The sequence below is a fragment of the Martelella mangrovi genome, assembly GCF_040545495.1.
In the GTDB taxonomy this organism is placed as follows: Bacteria; Pseudomonadota; Alphaproteobacteria; order Rhizobiales; family Rhizobiaceae; genus Martelella; species Martelella mangrovi.
This window is the reverse complement of the sequence record NZ_JBEPLY010000002.1, coordinates 45,281-68,031: the sequence shown is the minus strand read 5'-3', so window position 1 is coordinate 68,031 and position 22,751 is coordinate 45,281. Positions and strand designations below refer to the sequence as shown.

16 protein-coding genes and 1 tRNA gene are annotated in these 22,751 nt (G+C 59.0%); 15 read left to right on the top strand and 2 right to left on the bottom strand.

Annotation, left to right across the window (positions count from 1 at the left end; all coding sequences use genetic code 11):
* Positions 1 to 24: 24 nt before the first annotated feature.
* Positions 25 to 1,017, bottom strand: a complete 993-nt coding sequence (gene moaA / locus ABID12_RS02705) for a GTP 3',8-cyclase MoaA (protein ID WP_354433286.1) — start codon at positions 1,015 to 1,017, stop codon at positions 25 to 27.
* A gap of 170 nt (positions 1,018 to 1,187) precedes the next feature.
* Between moaA and ABID12_RS02700 the strand changes: the two genes are divergently transcribed.
* Positions 1,188 to 1,559, top strand: coding sequence for a gamma-butyrobetaine hydroxylase family protein (locus ABID12_RS02700; protein ID WP_435528147.1), 372 nt, complete (start codon positions 1,188 to 1,190; stop codon positions 1,557 to 1,559).
* Between the two features lie 10 nt (positions 1,560 to 1,569).
* A complete protein-coding gene (locus ABID12_RS02695; RefSeq protein WP_354433000.1) occupies positions 1,570 to 2,181 on the top strand; it encodes a pyridoxamine 5'-phosphate oxidase family protein in 612 nt (203 codons plus the stop codon).
* 2 nt (positions 2,182 to 2,183) lie between these two features.
* Here ABID12_RS02695 and ABID12_RS02690 read toward each other — a convergent pair whose 3' ends face one another.
* Positions 2,184 to 3,269 carry an AI-2E family transporter gene (locus ABID12_RS02690; protein ID WP_106301807.1) on the bottom strand — a complete coding sequence of 362 codons (1,086 nt, stop codon included), beginning with the start codon at positions 3,267 to 3,269 and terminating at the stop codon, positions 2,184 to 2,186.
* 116 nt (positions 3,270 to 3,385) lie between these two features.
* Here ABID12_RS02690 and ABID12_RS02685 point away from each other — a divergent pair, with 116 nt between their 5' ends.
* From ABID12_RS02685 to ABID12_RS02625, 13 genes are all read left to right on the top strand, one after another.
* Entirely contained in the window at positions 3,386 to 3,967 is a 582-nt protein-coding gene (locus ABID12_RS02685; protein ID WP_354432999.1) for a DUF924 family protein, read from the top strand.
* An 82-nt stretch (positions 3,968 to 4,049) separates the two neighbouring features.
* A complete protein-coding gene (locus tag ABID12_RS02680) occupies positions 4,050 to 6,638 on the top strand; it encodes a mechanosensitive ion channel family protein (protein ID WP_354432998.1) in 2,589 nt (862 codons plus the stop codon).
* A 140-nt stretch (positions 6,639 to 6,778) separates the two neighbouring features.
* Positions 6,779 to 9,292 carry a GcvT family protein gene (locus ABID12_RS02675; RefSeq protein ID WP_354432997.1) on the top strand — a complete coding sequence of 838 codons (2,514 nt, stop codon included), beginning with the start codon at positions 6,779 to 6,781 and terminating at the stop codon, positions 9,290 to 9,292.
* A gap of 240 nt (positions 9,293 to 9,532) precedes the next feature.
* A tRNA-Trp gene (locus tag ABID12_RS02670) sits at positions 9,533 to 9,608 on the top strand.
* A 167-nt stretch (positions 9,609 to 9,775) separates the two neighbouring features.
* Positions 9,776 to 9,976, top strand: a complete 201-nt coding sequence (gene secE / locus ABID12_RS02665) for a preprotein translocase subunit SecE (RefSeq protein ID WP_106301795.1) — start codon at positions 9,776 to 9,778, stop codon at positions 9,974 to 9,976.
* A 26-nt stretch (positions 9,977 to 10,002) separates the two neighbouring features.
* Positions 10,003 to 10,533, top strand: coding sequence for a transcription termination/antitermination protein NusG (gene nusG / locus ABID12_RS02660; protein ID WP_106301792.1), 531 nt, complete (start codon positions 10,003 to 10,005; stop codon positions 10,531 to 10,533).
* A gap of 151 nt (positions 10,534 to 10,684) precedes the next feature.
* Positions 10,685 to 11,113 (top strand): 50S ribosomal protein L11, encoded by a 429-nt coding sequence (gene rplK / locus ABID12_RS02655; RefSeq protein ID WP_106301790.1) that lies wholly within the window; start codon positions 10,685 to 10,687, stop codon positions 11,111 to 11,113.
* Between the two features lie 5 nt (positions 11,114 to 11,118).
* Positions 11,119 to 11,814 carry a 50S ribosomal protein L1 gene (gene rplA / locus ABID12_RS02650; RefSeq protein WP_354432996.1) on the top strand — a complete coding sequence of 232 codons (696 nt, stop codon included), beginning with the start codon at positions 11,119 to 11,121 and terminating at the stop codon, positions 11,812 to 11,814.
* Between the two features lie 341 nt (positions 11,815 to 12,155).
* Entirely contained in the window at positions 12,156 to 12,674 is a 519-nt protein-coding gene (gene rplJ, locus ABID12_RS02645) for a 50S ribosomal protein L10 (protein WP_106301787.1), read from the top strand.
* Positions 12,675 to 12,738: 64 nt separating this feature from the next.
* Entirely contained in the window at positions 12,739 to 13,116 is a 378-nt protein-coding gene (gene rplL / locus ABID12_RS02640) for a 50S ribosomal protein L7/L12 (protein WP_106301784.1), read from the top strand.
* A gap of 292 nt (positions 13,117 to 13,408) precedes the next feature.
* Positions 13,409 to 17,554, top strand: a complete 4,146-nt coding sequence (gene rpoB, locus ABID12_RS02635; RefSeq protein ID WP_106301781.1) for a DNA-directed RNA polymerase subunit beta — start codon at positions 13,409 to 13,411, stop codon at positions 17,552 to 17,554.
* A 193-nt stretch (positions 17,555 to 17,747) separates the two neighbouring features.
* Positions 17,748 to 21,962 carry a DNA-directed RNA polymerase subunit beta' gene (gene rpoC, locus ABID12_RS02630; RefSeq protein WP_106301778.1) on the top strand — a complete coding sequence of 1,405 codons (4,215 nt, stop codon included), beginning with the start codon at positions 17,748 to 17,750 and terminating at the stop codon, positions 21,960 to 21,962.
* 155 nt (positions 21,963 to 22,117) lie between these two features.
* A complete protein-coding gene (locus ABID12_RS02625) occupies positions 22,118 to 22,735 on the top strand; it encodes a LysE family translocator (RefSeq protein ID WP_354432995.1) in 618 nt (205 codons plus the stop codon).
* Positions 22,736 to 22,751: the final 16 nt, after the last annotated feature.

The window sequence follows — 22,751 nt, the reverse complement described above, 5'->3', positions numbered from 1 at the left end:
TCTGTGTCAGTCGTGATTGACTGTTCAGCCTCCGGTCATGCTCATGTGGCGGGCCACTGCAACGCGGGATTTCGTGCTGTCGAGTTCGAAATTATGCTCTTCCGGCTTGCGCGCAATCGCCCGGTCGATCGCGCGGTAGAGCACCGCATCATCATCGGGATTGTCGCGCAGCACCTTGCGGAAATCGGCATTGTCGTCATGCCCGAGACAGAGATAGAGCATGCCGGTGCAGGTCAGCCGCACGCGGTTGCAGGACGCGCAGAAATTATGCGACAGCGGGGTGATGAAGCCGAGCTTGCCGCCGGTTTCCGCCACATTGACGAACCGGGCGGGGCCGCCGGTGGTCATCGGGATATCGCTTAAGGTAAACTGCTGTTCGAGGTCGCGGCGCACCTTTGAAAGCGGCAGATACTGGGCGGAGCGGTCGGTATCGACCTCGCCAAGCGGCATCGCCTCGATCAGCGTCAGATCCATGCCTTCGCCATGGGCGAAACGCATGAGCTCCGGAATTTCATGCTCGTTGAACCCGGCAAGCGCCACGGCATTGAGCTTGACCTTGAGGCCGGCCTTGCGGGCCGCTTCGAGCCCGGCCATGACCTTGTTGAAATCGCCCCAGCGGGTGATCTCGTGGAATTTCCGCGCATCGAGCGTGTCGAGCGAAACATTGATCCGCCGCACACCGGCGGCATAAAGCCCGTCTGCGAAACGGGAAAGCTGCGAGCCGTTGGTCGTCAGCGTCAGTTCGTCAAGCGCGCCTTCGGGAATACGCTGTCCGAGGTTTTCGATCAGCTGCATCACGTTCTTGCGCATCAGCGGTTCGCCGCCGGTCAACCGCAATTTGCGCACGCCCTTGTCGATGAAGGCGTTGCACAGACGTTCGAGTTCTTCCAGTGTGAGGAGATCGCGTTTCGGCAGAAAGGTCATGTGTTCCGCCATGCAATAGGTGCAGCGGAAATCGCAGCGATCCGTCACCGAAACACGCAGATAGGTAATCGCCCGGCCGAACGGGTCGATCATCGGTGCGGGCTTTTGATGGAAGCGGCCGGTATCGCCCTTGCTTTCAGCGGTCAAAATAGCCAATTTTGCGTTCTCCTCGTCACAATAAATGGAATGTGACCTGGCAAGCGTCAAGACAGGGTCAAAACACTTCGGCGTGAAAACTTCCCTCGATGCCATCGGATTTCAAAATGACAATGACACCAACCGAACTGCGCGTTTCCAAAGACAGGCGCGTTCTGACCATAACCTTTGACGATGGCGCGCGATATGCGCTTCCGTCTGAAATGTTGCGTGTGCTTTCGCCCTCGGCCGAGGTGAAAGGGCACGGTCCCGGGCAGGCCGTCACCGTGCCGGGCAAGCGCAATGTCGAGATCATGACGGTCGAGGCGGCAGGCAATTATGCCGTGCGCATCGGCTTTGATGACATGCATGACAGTGGTATCTACACGTGGTCCTATCTTCGCGAGCTTGGCGAGAATGGTGACAGGCTGTTCGCCGACTATGAGCGCGAACTGGATGAAAAGGGCATGACCCGCGACAGGGCGGAGCGGCCACGTTGAGTAAGGCAAGATGAAGAAAATCGAGACCGTTGAAGCGCTTCGTGAAATATATGGCGAACCCGGGCAGACATCGCTGGCAAAGGTGACGGCGAAGCTTACGGCAGCTTACCGGCAGGTGATCGAGGCCTCTCCGTTTCTGGCGCTGTCGACGGTGGGGCCGGAAGGCCTCGACTGCTCGCCGCGCGGCGATGACGGCGCCGTGGTGCGGATTGCTGACGACAGGACGGTGATGCTGCCTGACTGGCGGGGCAACAATCGTATCGACTCACTTGTCAATATCGTCCGCGACCCGCGTGTGGCGCTGATGTTCCTCATTCCCGGGTCCAACAATGCGTTGCGCATCAATGGGCAGGCGATCGTGACCGACGAGCCGGCCGTCGTCGAGAGTTTCGAGGTGGGCGGGCGCCATCCCCGCTCGGTGATCGTGGTGACGATCAACGAGGTGTATTTTCAGTGCGCACGGGCGCTGGTGCGTTCGCGGCTGTGGGATGCCAGCCGCTTTGTCGATGCGGGATCGTTGCCAAGCGCAGGCGAGATGACGCGGCAGGCCAGTGCCGAGCCGTTCGATGCGGAAACCTACGACCGTGAATGGCCAGGCCGCGCCGCCAAGACGATGTGGTGAAATCAGGCTTGGTTGCCGGTCGCGTTTGTCTCGGTGGCAAGCTCTTTTGGATGTCGCTTGCCGCCGAGAATTTCCGCGACCCAGCGAAGCGACGGCACATGCTCGCACACGGTCAGCAGGGCAATGGTGATCGGGACGCCGAGAAACGTGCCGAAAAGTCCCCACATGAACGTCCAGAAGAAGATCGAAAACACCACGACGAACGGCGATATCGAAAGCGCCGACCCGGAAACCATCGGTTCGACGTAATTGCCGATGGTGAACTGCACGAGGTTGAGGCAGACGAAGAGCGCAAGCGCCGTTTCCCAGTTTTCAAACTGGATGATGCCGTAAAGCGAGGGAAACACGGTGGCGACGACCGAGCCGATGAACGGAATATAGTTGAGCGCGAAGGCGATGACGCCCCATTCCACCGGAAAGTCGAGCCCGGTCAGGGTTGCCGCACCCCAGAACAGAACGCCGGTAATGGCGCTCATTTCGGTTCTGACCAGCATGTAGCGGCCGAATTTCTTTGCCGTGGCGTCGGCAATCCGGATGGCCGCCGAGGCGACTTCGGGCTTGCGCAATGTCCCCAGCTTGTCGCGCAGCTTGTCCACCTCGGTCAGTCCCAGAACCACATAGGCGAGAACCACGAGCCAGAAACTGAGCGTGGTGCTCGCCTGTCCGGTTACCTGACGGACGGTGCGGGCGATCAGTCCGACATTGAAGATATCGTTGAGCGAGCTTGCAACGGAAAAGCCCTTGCCGCCGAGCCAGGCCACGGCATCCTGATAGGCAGCCTGAAGCTGCCAGGCGGCATCGATGAAAGAGGTGGCCATGCGGCTGAAACCCCAGATCACCAGGGTCGCGAAGATGACGAACACCACGATGGTGCTGACAACCGTGATCGCCAGCGCCAGAAGCTGTGGCACCACTTTCTGAAGCGCGTTCTTGATCGGCCATGTTACGGCGATGATGAACAGCGCCAGGGCAACAGGTTTCAGGAAGCCGCCCGCCCAACGGACGCCGATGAGCAGCAGAATGACAAAAATCAGGGATGTGACGACGGTGACGCCGCGCCGAGAGCCCGTTGGCCCAGTTTCAGGCATTCATGTCTCTTAAATGTCTTGCTTGAGCGGATGTGACTGAAAATGTATCGTTCCCGCCAGTCATGCGCAAGCACCGTATGCGCGCCAACATGCGATTGTGTCGGGGTAGGAAACCAATGAATGAATTTGTCGAAACCGTTTCAAGCCCCGAACAGGTGCTTTCCTTCTGGTTTGAGGAGCTGACGCAGGAGGACTGGTTTCAGCCGGATGATGTGGCGGCGCTCGACCATACCATCCTCTGCCGCTTCTTTTCGACGCACCGGGCGCTGGCGCGCGATGTCGGTGCCGTCTGGCGGGCAAGCCCGCAGGCCCATCTGGCCGCCGTGATCGTGCTCGACCAGTTTCCCCGCAATATCTACCGGGCAACGCCGATGGCCTTTGCCACCGATATGCTGGCGCTGAGGGAGGCCAAGCTTGCGGTGGCCTCCGGCGCGCATGAAAAGGTTGACGCCGACCGCCGTGCGTTCTTTTTCATGCCGTTCGAACATTCCGAAAACCTTGCCGATCAGGACCGTTCGGTGGCGCTGTTTGCGACGCTCGGCGATGATAACTTCTCCTCCTATGCCGAAAGCCACCGGGATGTGATTGCCCGCTTTGGCCGCTTTCCGCATCGCAATGCGATCCTGAAACGGCGTTCGACCCGGGCCGAGCTTGCCTATCTTACGGATGACGAGAATACCGGATGGGGACAGAAGTAGAGCTGCTTTGTCATGAAATTGACGCGCTTTGGAATTCAAAGGCGCGTTTTCGACATTTTCAAACGAGGGACTAGATCATTTGATGCAGCTTACGCAGGGGAGGGGTGTTTTCAGGCTTGCCATGGTGATGGCGGCGCTGTTCTGTCTGTTGGCCGGCTCGCCTGTTCTTGCCCAGCAGGCGGCAGAGACGCCGGCTGCTTCTGCGCAGGCAGAAGGGTCCGGACAAAAGCCCAATGACGCGGTCGATCAGCCGAGCGATCCTTTCGTTACCGAAATGGGGACGACGCTGGATGATTATGCCAGCACGCTTTCCGGCATTTCGGAAAAGGTTCAGGGCGACGACAACAGCGATGACGAACTCGCCAAGCTTCAGGTGCAGGCCGATCAGTTGCAGAGCGATCTGTCGAAGGCGGACAGCACCATTCAATCCCGGCTGGGGGATGTCCGCGCCCAGTTGAGCGAGCTTGGTAGCGGACCGGGGCCGGGCGAACCCGCAGAGCCGGCGGTGACGACACAGGAGCGCAATACGCTGCTGGCAGAGCGTTCGGAACTCAATGCGCTTGTCGACCGGGTGAACAAGCTTGCAGGTACCGCGGACGAGACTTCAGGCGCGGTTTCCCAGATGAGGCGTGAGCAGTTTGCCCGCGCGCTGTTCAAGCACACCGACCTGCAGGAGCTGTTTTCCACGGACTTTCAGACGCTGTGGCAGCAGCAACAGGCTGCATTGGTCAAATCCTATGGCGGCTGGTTTGAATTCCTCTGGACATCGAAGCGCGTGCCTTTCGCGCTCGCCAATCTGCTGTCCGTTCTGGCCGCTGTTTTTGCCTACAGGATCTCCACCCGTTTTGTGGAACGCACAAAACTTGACCTGCAGATGGACGAGCCGTCCTATGTCGTGCGTCTGCTCGGCGCCTTCTGGATGACCGTTATACCGAGCCTGGCGATGCTGGCGTTTCTGACGGTTTCCTATGTGCTGTTCGTCAGCATGAATATATTTCTGCCGGATGTGCAGCGGGTGGTTAGGCAGGCCTATATTTCCGACGGGATTATCCTCTTCGTCTTCCTTCTGTCGCGCAATGTGCTGACGCCGCGCAGGCCGCAATGGCGGCTGATGCCGGTTAGCGATTCGGCTGCCCGTAACCTCACACTGGCCTTTACGGCGATGGCCTGCATCAACTGGTTCGACATTCTCATCGGTGTTCTCAACGATACGCTCGATGCGGATGTTCGGCTCGATGTGCTCCGCAGCCTTGTTTCGTCTGTGTTGATCGGTGGCATTCTGATTGCCGTTTCGTTCATTCATACGCGCCCAAGGGAAACGGAAAATGGCAGTCGCAAAAAAACGATGCGGCTTTTGTTTCCATCCCTCATCTCCGGCCTGGCGCGTCTCGTTGGTCTTTTCGTCGTGCTCACTGCCCTGATCGGTTATGTGGCGCTGGCCCGTTTCGTGGCGCAGCAGATTGTGCTGACCGGCGCGGTGCTGATCACGATGTATATCGGCATTTTGGTAGGCAAGGCCGTCGGGCAGGCGGGCAGTTTCGCACATACGGGGTACGGCAGGCGCTTTATCGCGCGGTTCGATCTGTCACAGGTGCGGGTCGATCAGCTCTCGTTGCTGACGGGACTTCTGACATACACCCTGACCCTGATGATTGGCATCCCGCTGATTATGCTGTCCTGGGGCGTGCGCTACGAGGAGATGCGACTTTGGGCCGCGAATAATCTCACTTCCATCACCGTCGGCTCGATTACGATTTCACTCGGCGGCATTCTGATTGGCATTCTGCTTTTCGTCGGCGGCTTTCTCCTGACCCGCTGGTTTCAGGGCTGGTTCGACAATAATGTGCTTTTGCGTTCCCGTGCCGATTCGGGTGTTCGCAATTCGGTCAAGACAGGCATCAACTATCTTGGGATCGTGCTGGCGGGCCTGCTGGCGATTTCGGCCGCCGGGGTCAATCTCTCCAGTCTGGCGCTGGTGGCCTCGGCGCTTTCCATCGGTATCGGTTTTGGTCTGCAGACCATCGTTTCGAATTTTGTTTCCGGCCTTATTCTTCTTGTCGAACGTCCGTTCAAGGTCGGCGACTGGATCGTTTCGGGGTCGGCGGAAGGGTTCGTCAAACGGATATCTGTGCGCGCGACCGAAATCGAGACCTTTCAGCGCCAGTCGATCATTGTGCCGAATTCGGAACTGATCAACGCCTCTGTCGGCAACTGGATGCATCACAACCAGATGGGTCGGTCTGAAGTGGCCGTCGGCGTCTCCTACAACTCGGACCCGCGCAAGGTGATGGATATCCTGATGGAGATCGCGACATCGCATCCGCTGGTGTTGCAGAACCCGGAGCCGATGGTGATTTTCCTGGGCTTCGGCGATTCCTCGCTTGATTTCGAAGTGCGTGTCTATCTCGCCGATGTCTTCAACGGCATTGCCGTGCGCAACGATATCCGCGTCGCCATCTTCGAACGGTTCAGGGCGGAGGGCATAGAGATTCCGTTCCCGCAGCGTGATCTTCACATCATAACCGGCGACGATGACGACGCAGAGAAGGATGCGCTCGATGCCGAAATCCGCAGGCGAGTGCGCAAGTCCAAGGTTGAGCCGGTATCGACAGGTACAAAACCGACCGCCGACAACCCGGATGCCGGCAATGATGGTGAAGACGGGCGCTGAAGCGGCGTTTTGAGGGCGCGTCGCGCCCGCATTCATGCATGTCGCAAACGGGCTGTTTCCGGTCTTCCGCCCGTTGCATAGTCTCATAAGGCAATGCCCGGCGCGCGGGTGGTCAATCAAGGTTTCAAGAGGCGGAACGGATGACAACGAAGACAAGGGCTCTGGTGATCGGCGGCGGTGTCGTCGGCGTATCGACGCTTTATCATCTGGCAAAGAAGGGCTGGGACGATGCCGTCCTGATCGAACGCAAGGAACTGACCTCCGGTTCGACATGGCACGCCGCCGGTCTGCTGCCGCTGTTCAACATGAGCTATTCGGTCGGCCAGCTGCACAAGTATTCGGTTGATCTCTATACCGCTCTTGAAGAAGAAACCGGGCTGAATGTCGGGTTCTCGAAGGTGTCGAACATCCGTCTGGCGATGACCAAGGACCGGATGGACGAATATCTCTATTATTCCGGGATCGCCGAAACCATCGGCGTCGATTTCAAATTCCTGACGCCGGAAGAGGTCAAGGAGGTCTGGCCGCTGTGCGAGACCGACGGCATTCTCGGCGCGATCCAGCATCCCGACGACGGCTATATCCAGCCTGCTGATCTGACCCAGGCTTTTGCAAAGGGCGCGCGCGACAATGGCGGGCGCATCCTGCGCAATACCACCGTCACCGAAATTCGCCAGAACGCCGACGGCACATGGCATGTGGAGACCGACAAGGAAGCGTTTACCGCCGATCACGTCATTTCCTGTACCGGAAATTTTGCGCGGCGAACCGGCGAAATGGTCGGGCTCAACATTCCCGTCATTCCGGTCGAGCATCAGTATATCGTGACCGAGCCGCATCCGGCCATTCTGGAACGCAAGAAGCAGGGCCTGCCGGAAATGGGCGTTTTGCGCGAATCCGACAGCGCCTGGTATATGCGCGAGGAGGCCGGCGGCCTGATCCTCGGGCCGTATGAGGTTGGCGCGCCGGTCTGTTATGTCGACGGTCCGTCCGACGACAGCGAATACGAGCTGTTCCAGGAAGAGCTCGACAGGCTGATGCCGCATATCGAAACCGCCTTTGCCCGCGTGCCCGCCTTTGCCGAGGTCGGCATCAAGAAGGTCTATAACGGCGCGATCGCCTATACGCCGGATGGGAACCCGATTGTCGGTCCTGCGCCGGGTCTGAAGAATTTCTGGCTGAACGAGGGCCATTCCTTCGGCATTACCGCGGCCGGCGGGGCCGGCTGGCAGCTTGCCGAATGGATCGTCGACGGCGAGCCGACCGTCGATCTTGCCGGCGTCGATCCGCGCCGTTTCGGCCCCTATGCGACCGAAGGCTATCTGATTGCCAAGAACGAGGAGGCCTATGCCAATGTCTTCACGACGCATTATCCCGACGAGGAGCGTTCAGCCGCCCGTCCGCTGAAGACATCGCCGGTCTATTCGCGGCTGAAGGCGCTTGGCGGGGTGTTCGGCTCCATCTACGGCTGGGAGCGCGCCAACTGGTATGCGCCGGAGGGCTACGCGCTGGACGAGAGCGAACTGGGCGTCGGCGCCGATGTGATCACCAGCCACAATCATGCGCCGCCGCTCGATGACGGCCGGATCGTGGAAAAATGGTCGTTCCGCCGCTCGAACTATTTCGAGCATGTCGGCAATGAGGTGAAGCACGTTCATGAAAAGGTCGGCGTGCTGGACATGACGCCGTTTGCCAAGATGGAAGTGTCCGGGCCCGGCGCGCGCGCCTTCCTCGACAGCATCTTCGCCAATGCCGTGCCGAAGAAACGCGGCCGCATCGCGCTTTGCCATCTGCTCGGAACCAAGGGCGGGGTGAGGGCGGAATTCACCCTTTATGAATGGGCTCCGGATCGCTTCTATCTGGTTTCCGGCGCGGGGCTGGAAAGTCATGACCATGATCTCCTGGCAAAGCTTGCGCCGGATGATGGTTCGGTCACGCTGCGCCCGCTGACGCTGGAAATGGGCGTTCTCGTGGTTGCCGGCCCGAAATCGCGCGATGTCCTGAAGAAACTCACGCGTTCCTCGCTGGAAAATGCCGATTTCGGCTGGCTGACGGGGCAGCCGATTGCCATCGGCGCGGCCACGGCCCATGCCTTGCGCGTGAACTTTGTCGGTGAGCTTGGCTGGGAGCTGCATCACCCGATTGCCATGCAGACCTATATCTTCGACAAGCTGATGGAAGCCGGCGCCGAATTCGATATCAAGCCCTTCGGCATTCGCGCCATGGGGGCGATGGCACTGGAGAAATCCTACCGCGCCATGCAGCGGGAAATGTCGATCGAATATACGGCCTACGAATCAGGCCTCGACCGCTTCATCCGCCCGAAGAAGGATTTCATCGGCAAGGAAGCGCTGCTGGCGCATAAGGAAAACGGACTCGGCTCTGTGTTTGCGACCCTCATCGTCGATGGCGTCACCGATTGCGATGCGCGCGGGTCGGAGGCGATTTACGATGCTGACGGCAATCTGGCAGGCCGTGCCACCCAGGGCGGTTTCGGCTGGCGTATCGGCAAGTCGATCGCTCTTGCCATGCTGAAGCCCGATTATGCAATGCCGGGTACGAAGCTGAAGATCCGCATTCTTGGCGAACTCTTTGACGCAACGGTTGTCGAGGAAAGCCCGTTCGATCCCGATAACGAGGCGCTCAGAAGCTGATACGGTCAGCAACCTTTCGCGCTTTTTCCATCATCCCGGCCGTGCACTGGCCTGTCGGGATGATGGGTCTTGGGCGATCAGGTTGGCCGATGATCGCTCTCAAAAGGGGATGCGGCATGGTTTGCAGGGGCTTCTTCCGGATTTCGTGAAAAACACTCTTGCCAAGACGGCGTCATCCCCGTAAATGGGGCGCCAGATCGGATCGGGTGGCGCGGCAACGCATGCAGCCAGATTCGGTGAAGGGGTATAGCTCAGTTGGTAGAGCGGCGGTCTCCAAAACCGCAGGTCGGGGGTTCGAGCCCCTCTGCCCCTGCCATTCAAGGCTTCTGCGGTTTTTCCGGCGGAAGGCTGGCGGATGCGTATAAAGAAAATGTTGTTTTCCTCTTGAGAAACTGGAAAACAATGATATGTAATGCAAGACAGACTCGCGGTGCGTGGAGTTGGGATATTCCGCTTTACGCGCCGTAAAGGCGTGGGCAGTTTATGGCATCGAAAACCAATCCATTTACGTTTCTGCAGCAGGTGCGCTCCGAGACGGCCAAAGTAGTATGGCCTTCGCGGCGCGAAACTGTCATTTCGACCCTGATGGTTATGGTGATGGTGGTGGTTGCGGCATTTTTCTTTTTCGCCGCCGATCAGCTGATGAGCTTGGCGATGAATTTCATCCTCAATCTCGGCGCGTGACCGGGTAAGGACAGGGAAGAGAAATAATGGCGATGCGCTGGTATATTGTTCATGCCTATTCCAACTTCGAGAAGAAGGTGGCCGAGGCAATCGAGGAGAAGGCGAAGCAGAAGGGGCTTGACCACTTCTTTGATCGCATTCTCGTTCCGACCGAGAAGGTCGTTGAGGTGCGCCGTGGGCGCAAGGTTGATTCGGAGCGGAAGTTTTTTCCGGGTTATGTTCTCGTTCGTGCCGATCTGAATGATGAAGTGTTTCATCTGATCAAGAATACGCCGCGCGTGACCGGTTTTCTCGGCAGTGATCAGAAGCCTGTTCCGATTCCCGATTCCGAGGCTGAGCACATTCTCGGTCAGGTGCAGGAAGGTGTCGAGCGCCCGAAGGCGACCGTATCTTTCGAAATCGGCGAAAACGTCCGGGTGTCCGACGGTCCGTTCGCCTCGTTCAACGGCGTTGTTCAGGATGTCGATGAAGAGCGCGCCCGCCTGAAGGTCGAGGTTTCGATCTTCGGCCGCGCCACACCGGTCGAGCTTGAATACGGACAGGTCGAAAAAGTTTGAAGTTTTGCCCCTTTTTAATAGAGGGGCATTGCGCGTGGGAGGAGGGGTGCTTTAGCCGGCACTCCGTTAATCCGAACCACGCAACCGCAGCCGCCGGCTTGTCAGTCGGCAGAGTGGGCCGGAAACGGTCCGTTAGATGAAAGGCAGAGTAATGGCTAAGAAAGTTGCAGGCCAGCTCAAGTTGCAGGTCCCGGCAGGTTCGGCAAATCCGTCCCCGCCGATCGGTCCTGCGCTTGGTCAGCGTGGCATCAATATCATGGAATTCTGCAAGGCGTTCAACGCCGCCTCGCAGGAAATGGAAAAGGGTATGCCGATTCCGGTCATCATCACCTATTTCCAGGACAAGTCCTTCACCTTCGTGATGAAGCAGCCCCCGGTCTCCTACTTCCTGAAGCAGGAAGCGAAGATCAAGAAGGGTTCGCAGACGCCGGGCAAGGCCAAGGCCGGTTCGATCTCTGCCGATCAGGTGCGCAAGATTGCTGAAGCCAAGATGAGCGATCTCAATGCCGCCGATGTCGAAGGTGCCATCAAGATGGTCGAGGGCTCCGCCCGCGCCATGGGCCTGGAAGTGACGGGTTGATTGCCATGACCAAGATTGCAAAGCGTATTCAGAAGACCCGTGAGGGTGTTGATGTCAACAAGCTTTACCCGCTTACCGAGGCCGTTCAGATGGTCAAGGAACGCGCGATTGCCAAGTTCGACGAAACCATCGAAGTCGCCATGAACCTGGGCGTTGATCCGCGTCACGCCGACCAGATGGTCCGTGGTGTGGTCAACCTGCCGAACGGCACGGGCAAGAGCGTTCGCGTTGCCGTGTTCGCCCGTGGCGCCAAGGCCGATGAAGCCAAGGAAGCCGGTGCGGATGTTGTCGGCGCCGAAGACCTGGTCGAAGCCGTTCAGGGCGGCAACATCGATTTTGATCGTTGCATCGCCACGCCGGACATGATGCCGCTCGTCGGTCGTCTCGGCAAGGTGCTCGGCCCCCGCGGCATGATGCCGAACCCGAAGGTTGGCACGGTCACGATGGACGTCAAGGCCGCGATCGAAGCCTCCAAGGGCGGCGCTGTCGAGTTCCGCGTCGAAAAGGCCGGTATCGTACACGCCGGTGTTGGCAAGGCATCGTTTGATGCGAGCGCGCTGGAAGAAAACATCCGCGCATTCGCCGATGCCGTGGTCAAGGCCAAGCCGGCCGGCGCCAAGGGTAACTACGTCAAGCGCGTCGCCCTGTCGTCGACCATGGGCCCCGGCGTCAAGATCGACTTCTCGTCGGTCAACGCTTAAAGTTTTTCGGAAAGCGAAAGCTTCCGATGCAAAGTTTCCGGGCTCCAGGGCCCGGAAAAAAGACCGGGATAAAACCCGGTTTCCTGTCCGAGATTGCAGGTGGGCAACCTTAATCATTTGCCTGCATGAGACGGGTGAGACCCTATTTTCCGCGATGGACGGTGATGAACCCCCGGCGGTCAATTTGGTTCGAACCTGGTTGTGCCTTGGCGCTTGAGAAATCGCGCGCTGAAGGGGGCAGGATCCTCGAGCGTCGCTTGGGATCTTGGATAAAACAAGAGCCCCTGCGGCAAAGGCAAACCGGCAGGTCCGTAAATGGTCCTGTCAACTGGAGATAGGCAGTGGAAAGAGCGGAAAAACGCGAATTCGTCACGGAACTGAACGAAGTCTTCAAGGCTTCCGGTTCGGTTGTCGTGGCCCACTATGCCGGTGTCACCGTTGCGCAGATGAACGATTTTCGTTCGAAGATGCGTGAAGCGGGCGGCACTGTCAAAGTCGCGAAGAACCGCCTGGCCAGGATTGCCCTTCAGGGTACGGAGTCCGAGGGAATGGCTGACCTGTTCACAGGTCAGACGCTCATCGCTTTTTGCGATGACCCGGTGACGGCTCCGAAGGTCTGCATGGATTTCGCCAAGACCAACGACAAGCTCGTTGTTCTGGGTGGCGCCATGGGGGCAACCGTGCTCGATGCTGATGGTGTCAAGTCGCTTGCGACGATGCCTTCGCTGGACGAGCTGCGTGCGAAGCTGGTTGGTATGATCCAGACCCCGGCAACGCGTATCGCAACGATTGCTTCGGCACCCGCAAGCCAGCTTGCGCGCGTGCTCAACGCCTATGCCACGAAGGACGAAGCCGCTTGAGGCGGTTTTTCGCTGTTTATGAAATTTCGACCCAGTTCGAACCAAACACTTAAGGAAGACTGACATGGCTGATCTCGCCAAAATCGTAGACGAACTCTCTGAACTGACGGTTCTCGAAGCCGCTGAACTGTCCAAGATGCTCGAAGAGAAGTGGGGCGTTTCCGCCGCTGCTCCGGTTGCTGTTGCTGCTGCCGGTGGTGCCGGTGAAGCTGCTGCCGCTGCTGAAGAAAAGACCGAATTCGACGTTGTTCTGGCTGAAGCCGGCTCCAACAAGATCGGCGTCATCAAGGAAGTCCGCGGCATCACCGGTCTCGGCCTCAAGGAAGCCAAGGAGCTCGTTGAAAGCGCTCCGAAGCCGATCAAGGAAGCCGTTTCCAAGGACGAAGCTGAAGAACTCAAGGGCAAGCTGGAAGCAGCTGGCGCCAAGGTTGAGCTCAAGTAAGCTTTTCTTGTTCAAGGTTCTGCGGGCGGGCAACCGCCTGCCCGCAGGGCTTAAAAAACTGATCTGAAACCATTACCCAAAGTCCCTTTTCGGGCCTTTGGGTAATGGGTTCTCAATAAGACCCTTTCGACGGGCAGCGCCGCCTTAACCGGTCCCGCGCTCGGATAGTCGATAAATTCAGGAGATCGAGCCTTTCCGGCGGTATTGGAAATGGCTCTCGATGATGACGGAGCCGACTGGCCATCGGTAACCGTCTGTTGCAGGCCCGGATGCAGATTGACAAGGAGCGACGATGGCTCAGACCCTTTCCTTTAATGGTCGCAGGCGCGTACGCAAGTTTTTCGGAAAAATTCCGGAAGTGGCGGAGATGCCGAACCTGATCGAGGTTCAGAAAGCATCATACGACCAGTTCCTGATGGTGGAAGAGCCCGAGGGCGGTCGCCCGGACGAGGGGCTTCAGGCGGTCTTCAAGTCCGTCTTTCCCATGACTGATTTCTCGGGCGCATCGATGCTCGAGTTCGTATCCTATGAGTTCGAACAGCCGAAGTTCGACGTCGAGGAATGCCGGCAGCGCGACCTGACCTACGCCGCGCCGCTGAAGGTGAAGCTGCGCCTGATCGTGTTCGATATCGACGAGGATACCGGCGCGAAGTCGATCAAGGACATCAAGGAGCAGTCGGTCTACATGGGCGACATGCCGCTGATGACCAACAACGCGACCTTCATCGTCAACGGCACAGAGCGCGTCATCGTTTCGCAGATGCACCGTTCGCCGGGCGTTTTCTTCGACCACGACAAGGGCAAGAGCCATTCCTCCGGCAAGCTGCTGTTTGCAGCCCGTGTGATCCCCTATCGCGGTTCCTGGCTTGATATCGAATTCGACGCCAAGGACATCGTCCACGCCCGTATCGACCGCCGCCGCAAGATCCCGGCGACGTCGCTTCTGATGGCGCTTGGCATGGATACCGAGGAAATCCTCGAAACCTTCTACGAAAAGGCGCTTTACGAGCGTGACGGCGACGGCTGGAAAGTGCCGTTCTCGCCGGAGCGTCTGCGCGGCCAGAAGGTCGTGAGCGACCTGATCGACGCCGAAAGCGGTGAAGTTGTTGTCCAGGCCGGCAAGAAGCTGACGCCGCGCATGCTCAAGAAGCTTGCCGAAGGCGGTCTGAAGGCGCTCAAGGTCACCGATGAAGAGCTTTACGGCACCTTCCTCGCCGAAGACATCGTCAACATGGAAACCGGCGAGATCTATCTCGAAGCCGGTGAAGAGCTTGACGAGAAGAACCTGGCCGGCATCATCGAGCAGGGCATCGATGAACTGGGTATCCTCAACATCGACCACGTCAATGTCGGTGCGTATATCCGCAATACGCTTGTGGCCGACAAGAACGAGAACCGTCAGGACGCGCTGTTCGATATCTATCGTGTGATGCGCCCGGGTGAGCCGCCGACCATGGAATCGGCCGAGGCGATGTTCAATTCGCTGTTCTTCGATGCCGAACGTTACGACCTGTCGGCCGTCGGTCGCGTCAAGATGAACATGCGCCTTGACCTTGATGCGCCGGACACGATGCGCGTGCTGCGCAAGGAAGACATCCTTGCCGTGGTCAAGCAGCTCGTGGACCTCAGGGACGGCAAGGGCGAAATCGACGATATCGACAACCTTGGCAACCGCCGCGTCCGCTCGGTCGGTGAGCTGATGGAAAACCAGTATCGTCTGGGCCTTCTGCGCATGGAGCGCGCGATCAAGGAACGCATGTCCTCGATCGAGATCGACACCGTGATGCCGCAGGACCTGATCAACGCCAAGCCGGCGGCTGCCGCCGTGCGCGAGTTCTTCGGTTCCTCGCAGCTGTCGCAGTTCATGGACCAGATCAACCCGCTTTCGGAAATCACCCACAAGCGTCGTCTTTCGGCTCTTGGCCCGGGTGGTCTGACGCGCGAACGCGCCGGCTTTGAAGTCCGCGACGTGCATCCGACCCATTACGGCCGTATCTGCCCGATCGAGACGCCGGAAGGCCCGAACATCGGTCTGATCAACTCGCTGGCGACCTTTGCGCGCGTCAACAAGTACGGCTTCATCGAAAGCCCGTATCGCAAGATTTCCGAGGACGGCAAGCTGACCGACGAGGTCATCTATCTGTCGGCCATGGAAGAGGCGAAGTATTACATCGCCCAGGCCAACTCGGTGATGAATGATGACGGTTCCTTCTCGGAAGAATTCGTCGTCTGCCGTCATGCCGGTGAGGTTATGCTGGCCCCGCGGGAAAACATCAACCTGATGGACGTGTCGCCGAAGCAGCTGGTTTCGGTTGCAGCGGCTCTCATTCCGTTCCTGGAAAACGATGACGCCAACCGCGCTCTGATGGGCTCGAACATGCAGCGTCAGGCGGTGCCGCTTCTGCGCGCCGAAGCGCCGTTCGTGGGAACCGGCATGGAGCCGGTGGTTGCCCGTGACTCCGGTGCTGCGATTGCTGCAAAGCGTGGCGGTGTGGTTGACCAGGTGGATGCGACCCGTATCGTTATCCGCGCTACGGAAGACCTCGATGCCTCCAAGTCCGGCGTCGATATCTACCGGCTGATGAAGTTCCAGCGTTCCAACCAGAACACCTGCGTCAACCAGCGTCCGCTGGTCCGCGTCGGTGACGTTTTGAACAAGGGCGACATCATTGCCGACGGTCCGTCGACCGACCTTGGCGATCTGGCGCTCGGCCGCAACGCGCTCGTCGCGTTCATGCCCTGGAACGGCTACAACTACGAGGACTCGATCCTGCTTTCCGAGCGGATCGTTTCGGATGACGTCTTCACCTCGATCCATCTGGAAGAATTCGAGGTCATGGCCCGTGACACCAAGCTCGGTCCGGAAGAAATCACCCGCGACATTCCGAACGTTTCGGAAGAAGCGCTGAAGAACCTCGATGAAGCCGGTATCGTCTACATCGGTGCGGAAGTGCATCCGGGCGATATCCTCGTCGGCAAGATCACGCCGAAGGGCGAAAGCCCGATGACGCCGGAAGAAAAGCTTCTGCGCGCCATCTTCGGTGAAAAGGCCTCCGACGTTCGCGACACCTCGATGCGCATGCCGCCCGGCACTTTCGGCACGATCGTCGAAGTCCGCGTGTTCAACCGCCACGGCGTCGAAAAGGACGAACGTGCCATGGCGATCGAGCGCGAGGAAATCGAACGTCTCGCCAAGGACCGCGACGACGAGCAGGCCATTCTGGACCGCAACGTCTACGCCCGTCTTGCAGACATGCTGCGCGACCACACCTCGATTGCCGGCCCCAAAGGCTTCAAGAAGGGTGTCAAGCTCTCCGACGATGTGATCGAGGCTTATCCGCGTTCGCAGTGGTGGATGTTTGCCGTTGAGGACGAGGAAGCCCAGGCCGAACTCGAAGCGCTCCGTGGCCAGTACGACGAATCCAAGAACCGCCTTGAACAGCGTTTCATGGACAAGGTCGAAAAGGTCCAGCGCGGCGACGAAATGCCTCCGGGCGTGATGAAGATGGTCAAGGTCTTTGTGGCTGTGAAGCGCAAGATCCAGCCCGGCGACAAGATGGCCGGCCGTCACGGCAACAAGGGTGTGGTTTCCCGTATCCTGCCTGCCGAAGACATGCCGTTCCTGGAAGACGGAACCCATGTCGATGTCGTGCTGAACCCGCTTGGCGTGCCCAGCCGCATGAATGTCGGTCAGATCCTGGAAACGCATCTTGCGTGGGGTTGTGCCGGCATGGGCAAGCGGATCGGCCAGATGCTCGAAGAGTATCAGGAGACCAACGACATCGCGCCGCTGAAGGAAACGCTGACCAAGGTCTATGCATCGGAAGCGCGGGACGAAGTCTCGAATTTCGATGACGAAAGCCTGGTGCGCCTTGCCGATGAAGCCAAGCGCGGCGTTTCGATCGCCACGCCGGTCTTCGACGGTGCACATGAGGGCGACGTCTCCGAGATGCTGTCCTGGGCGGGTTACAATCCGTCGGGTCAGTCGACGCTTTACGATGGCCGTACGGGCGAGCCCTTCGACCGCCAGGTCACCGTGGGCTACATGTACATGATCAAGCTCAACCATCTGGTTGACGACAAGATCCATGCCCGTTCGATCGGTCCGTACTCGCTCGTCACCCAGCAGCCGCTTGGTGGTAAGGCGCAGTTCGGTGGTCAGCGCTTCGGCGAAATGGAGGTCTGGGCTCTGGAAGCTTACGGCGCCGCCTACACGCTGCAGGAAATGCTGACCGTGAAGTCGGATGACGTTGCCGGTCGTACCAAGGTCTATGAAGCCATTGTTCGCGGTGATGATACGTTTGAGGCCGGTATTCCGGAATCATTCAACGTTCTCGTCAAGGAAATGCGCTCGCTGGGGCTTTCCGTCGAACTCGAAAACCGTGCCGATGAGCCCGGTGACGAAGAGGCCGATGAACTGCCGGACGCTGCGGAATAACAGCAAAAGACGGTGCGCCCGCGTGCAATATGCCGGGCGCACCATCGACACGGCATGCCGGTTGGTAAGCATGTAGTGTCATTTTTGCCGCATTTCGCGGCTAGAACCGTTTTAAAAGACAGAGAACCGGCATCGGGGTTTGGCCGGATTTATCTGTCAGCAAGGGCGATGCCGCCCAGTCAAGGAGACAGGCATGAACCAAGAGGTCATGAATCTTTTCAATCCGCAGGCGCCGGCGCAGGTCTTCGATTCGATCCGGATCTCGATCGCCAGCCCGGAAAAGATCCTTTCCTGGTCTTATGGCGAAATCAAGAAGCCGGAAACCATCAACTACCGTACGTTCAAGCCCGAACGTGACGGTCTGTTCTGCTCGCGTATTTTCGGTCCGATGAAGGACTATGAGTGCCTGTGCGGCAAGTACAAGCGCATGAAATACAAGGGCATTATCTGCGAAAAGTGCGGCGTTGAAGTGACGCTGTCGCGTGTTCGCCGCGAGCGCATGGGCCATATCGAACTGGCTGCGCCCGTTGCCCATATCTGGTTTTTGAAATCGCTGCCGAGCCGCATTTCGACATTGCTCGACATGACGCTGAAGGATGTCGAGCGCGTTCTCTATTTCGAGAACTATATCGTCACCGAGCCCGGCCTGACCGATCTGAAGGAGAATCAGCTCCTTTCGGAAGAGGAATACATGCTGGCCGTCGACGAGTTCGGCGAAGATCAGTTCTCGGCCAATATCGGTGCTGAAGCGATCTATGAGATGCTCGCCGGCATGGATCTGGAAAAGATCGCGGGCGACCTGCGCGCAGAGCTTGCCGACACCACGTCGGAACTGAAGCAGAAGAAGCTGATGAAGCGTCTCAAGATCGTCGAGAACTTTCTTGAGTCGGGCAATCGGCCCGAGTGGATGATCATGAAGGTCGTTCCGGTGATCCCGCCGGACCTCAGACCGCTGGTGCCGCTCGATGGCGGCCGTTTCGCGACGTCCGACCTCAACGATCTCTACCGTCGTGTGATCAACCGTAACAACCGTCTGAAGCGGCTTATCGAGCTGCGCGCGCCGGGCATCATCATCCGTAACGAGAAGCGCATGCTTCAGGAATCGGTTGATGCGTTGTTCGACAACGGTCGTCGCGGTCGCGTCATCACCGGCGCCAACAAGCGTCCGTTGAAGTCGATCTCCGATATGCTCAAGGGCAAGCAGGGCCGGTTCCGTCAGAACCTGCTCGGCAAGCGCGTCGATTATTCCGGTCGTTCGGTCATCGTGACCGGTCCGGAGCTGAAGCTGCACCAGTGCGGCCTGCCGAAGAAGATGGCGCTCGAACTGTTCAAGCCGTTCATCTACGCCCGTCTTGACGCCAAGGGGTATTCCTCGACGGTCAAGCAGGCCAAGAAGCTGGTTGAAAAGGAACGTCCGGAAGTCTGGGATATCCTCGACGAGGTTATCCGCGAGCATCCGGTGCTCTTGAACCGTGCGCCGACGCTGCACCGTCTGGGTATCCAGGCGTTCGAGCCGACGCTGGTTGAAGGCAAGGCGATCCAGCTGCATCCGCTTGTCTGCACGGCGTTTAACGCCGACTTCGACGGTGACCAGATGGCCGTTCATATTCCGCTGTCGCTGGAAGCGCAGCTGGAAGCCCGCGTGCTGATGATGTCGACCAACAACATTCTGCATCCGGCCAATGGTCTGCCGATCATCGTGCCGTCGCAGGACATGGTTCTCGGTCTCTACTACCTCTCGATCATGAACCAGAACGAGCCGGGCGAAGGCATGGCCTTTGCCGATATGGGCGAACTGCACCATGCGCTCGAAAACAAGGTCGTCACGCTGCACTCCAAGATCAAGGGTCGCTTCAAGACCGTTGACGAGGATGGCAACGAGGTTTCGAAGATCTACGAAACCACGCCCGGCCGCATGATCATCGGTGAGCTTCTGCCCAAGAACTCGAATGTGCCGTTCGAGACCTGCAACCAGGAAATGACCAAGAAGAACATCTCCAAGATGATCGACACGGTCTACCGTCATTGCGGCCAGAAGGACACGGTCATTTTCTGCGACCGGATCATGAGCCTTGGCTTCGGTCATGCCTGCCGTGCCGGTATTTCCTTCGGCAAGGACGACATGGTCATTCCGGATGCCAAGCACACGATCGTCGCCGAGACGGAAGCGCTGGTGAAGGAATACGAGCAGCAGTATAATGACGGTCTCATCACCCAGGGCGAGAAGTACAACAAGGTTGTCGACGCCTGGGGCAAGGCGACGGAAAAGGTTACCGAAGAGATGATGGCCCGCATTAAGGCTGTCGAATTCGATCCGGAGACCGGTCGTCAGAAGCAGATGAACTCGATCTACATGATGAGCCATTCCGGTGCGCGTGGTTCGGTGAACCAGATGCGTCAGCTTGGCGGCATGCGCGGCCTGATGGCCAAGCCTTCCGGCGAAATCATCGAAACGCCGATCGTTTCGAACTTCAAGGAAGGCCTGACCGTGAACGAGTACTTCAACTCGTCGCATGGTGCCCGTAAGGGTCTTGCCGATACCGCGCTGAAGACGGCGAACTCGGGTTACCTGACCCGTCGTCTGGTCGATGTCGCACAGGACTGCATTGTCAACACCGCCGATTGCGGCACGGACAAGGGCCTGACCATGACGGCGATCGTCGATGCCGGTCAGGTGGTTGCCTCCATCGGTCAGCGTGTTCTGGGCCGTGCGGCACTTGTCGATATCGAGGATCCGTCAACCGGCGAACTCATCGTCGAGGCCGGCCGTCAGATCAACGAGGCCGACGTCGCCAAGATCGAGGCATCGGGTATCCAGTCTGTTCAGATCCGTTCGGCGCTGACCTGCGAAGTCCAGACGGGCGTCTGCCAGGTCTGCTACGGCCGTGACCTTGCACGCGGTACTCCGGTCAACATCGGTGAAGCTGTCGGCGTTATCGCCGCGCAGTCGATCGGTGAGCCCGGCACCCAGCTGACCATGCGTACCTTCCACCTTGGCGGTACGGCAAATGTGGTTGACCAGTCGTTCCTGGAATCCTCCTATGACGGTACGGTTCGCATCAAGAACCGCAACGTTCTGAGGAACTCCGATGGCGTTCTGGTGGCAATGGGCCGCAACATGGCGGTGCAGATCCTCGACCAGCGCGGCCAGGAGCGGTCGTCGCAGAAGGTCGCCTATGGTTCGAAGCTGTTCGTCGATGATGGCGATGCCGTCAAGCGCGGCCAGCGTCTCGCCGAGTGGGACCCCTATACCCGCCCGATGATGACGGAAGTTGCCGGTACGGTCGACTTCGAGGATCTGGTCGAAGGTCTCTCGGTTACCGAAACGACGGATGAAGCCACCGGCTTCACCAAGCGTTCGGTCATCGACTGGCGCTCGACGCCGCGTGGTTCCGATCTGAAGCCGTCCATCGTCATCAAGGACGAGAACGGTGAAGTGATGAAGCTGCCGCGTGGCGGTGACGCACGCCTGCCGCTTTCGGTTGACGCCATTCTGTCGGTTGAGCCCGGCCAGAAGGTCAGCCAGGGTGACGTGCTGGCCCGTTCGCCGCTGGAAAGCGCCAAGACCAAGGACATTACCGGTGGTCTGCCGCGCGTGGCCGAATTGTTCGAAGCCCGCCGTCCGAAGGACCATGCCGTGATCGCAGAGATCGACGGTACGATCCGCTTCGGCCGCGACTACAAGAACAAGCGCCGCATCCAGATCGAGCCTGCCGAGGATGGTGTCGAGCCGGTGGAATACCTCATTCCCAAGGCCAAGCCGTTCCATCTGCAGGATGGCGACTACATCGAGAAGGGCGACTATATTCTCGACGGTAACCCGGCTCCGCACGATATCCTTGCTATCAAGGGTGTCGAGGCGCTGGCTTCCTACCTCGTCAACGAGATCCAGGAAGTCTATCGTCTGCAGGGTGTGGTCATCAACGACAAGCACATCGAGGTGATCGTTCGCCAGATGCTGCAGAAGATCGAGATCACGGCCTCCGGCGACAGTGGCTACATCACCGGCGATATCGTCGAAGCGATTGCCTTCGACAATATGAACGAGGAGCTGGTAGCGCAGGGCAAGCGGCCTGCCGAAGGCGAGCCCGTTCTGCTCGGCATCACCAAGGCCTCGCTGCAGACGCCGTCCTTCTTCTCGGCTGCATCCTTCCAGGAGACCACCAAGGTTCTCACGGAAGCTGCGATTGCCGGCAAGGTCGACACGCTGCAGGGCCTGAAGGAAAACATCATCGTCGGCCGTCTGATCCCGGCCGGTACGGGACGCGCGATGGGCCAGGTTCGCCGCATCGCGACGACCCGCGACGACCTCATCATCGACGCCCGCCGCAAGGCTTCCGGCGCAGACGAGGCAACGCCGATGCTGTCTTCCATGACCGAAGAAAACGAGCCGCAGCCGGGCGAATAAGCCCCGCACGGAATATGCTCTGACATTAAAAGCCGCCGGCCTCGTGCCGGCGGCTTTTTTGCGTTCTGCGCCGTATGAGAGCTGTCTTGTCGGAGCGGAATATCCGGCCTATGGTCGGTGTTCGACGCTGAAATGCTCTGGAGGACGCCTATCTCATGACCGACCTTGCAAGTCTTCTGCCCATCGCGCTCGCTTTTCTCATTGTGGCGGTGTCGCCGGGGCCTGCGAATATCGCGACGGCAACGCTGGCGATGCGGTCGGGTCGACGGGTGGCGATGGTGTTCGGCACTGGGCTTGCCGTGGGGCTTTCGTTTTGGGGCGTCGTTGCCGCAACGGGCATGGGCGCGTTGCTGCAGGGCTCCGTCTATTTTCTGACCGGGTTGAAAATCCTCGGCGGCGCCTATCTGCTCTACCTTGCCGTTCAGTCGGCGCGCACGGCGGTCCATGGCAAGGTTGCGGTGGAGCGCTTTGCGGGGACCGGCGGCCACTGGTTTCGCCGCGGCCTGCTTCTCAACCTCTCGAACCCGAAGGCGGTTCTGGCCTGGATGGCGGTTCTTTCCGTGGGGGCAGAGGGCGGTGGCCATAACATGATGACTGCCACGCTGGTCTGCATGCTCATCGGGCTGGCGAATTACATGTTTTATGCCTTAGCCTTTTCGCTTTCCGGCGTCATGGCCGGCTATCGGCGCTTCAGCCGCGCCATTGAAGGCGCTGTGGCGGGGCTGTTTGCTACGGCCGGTTACGGATTGCTGCGTTCGGCTGTCTCCCGCTGAACGCGGTCTTTATTCC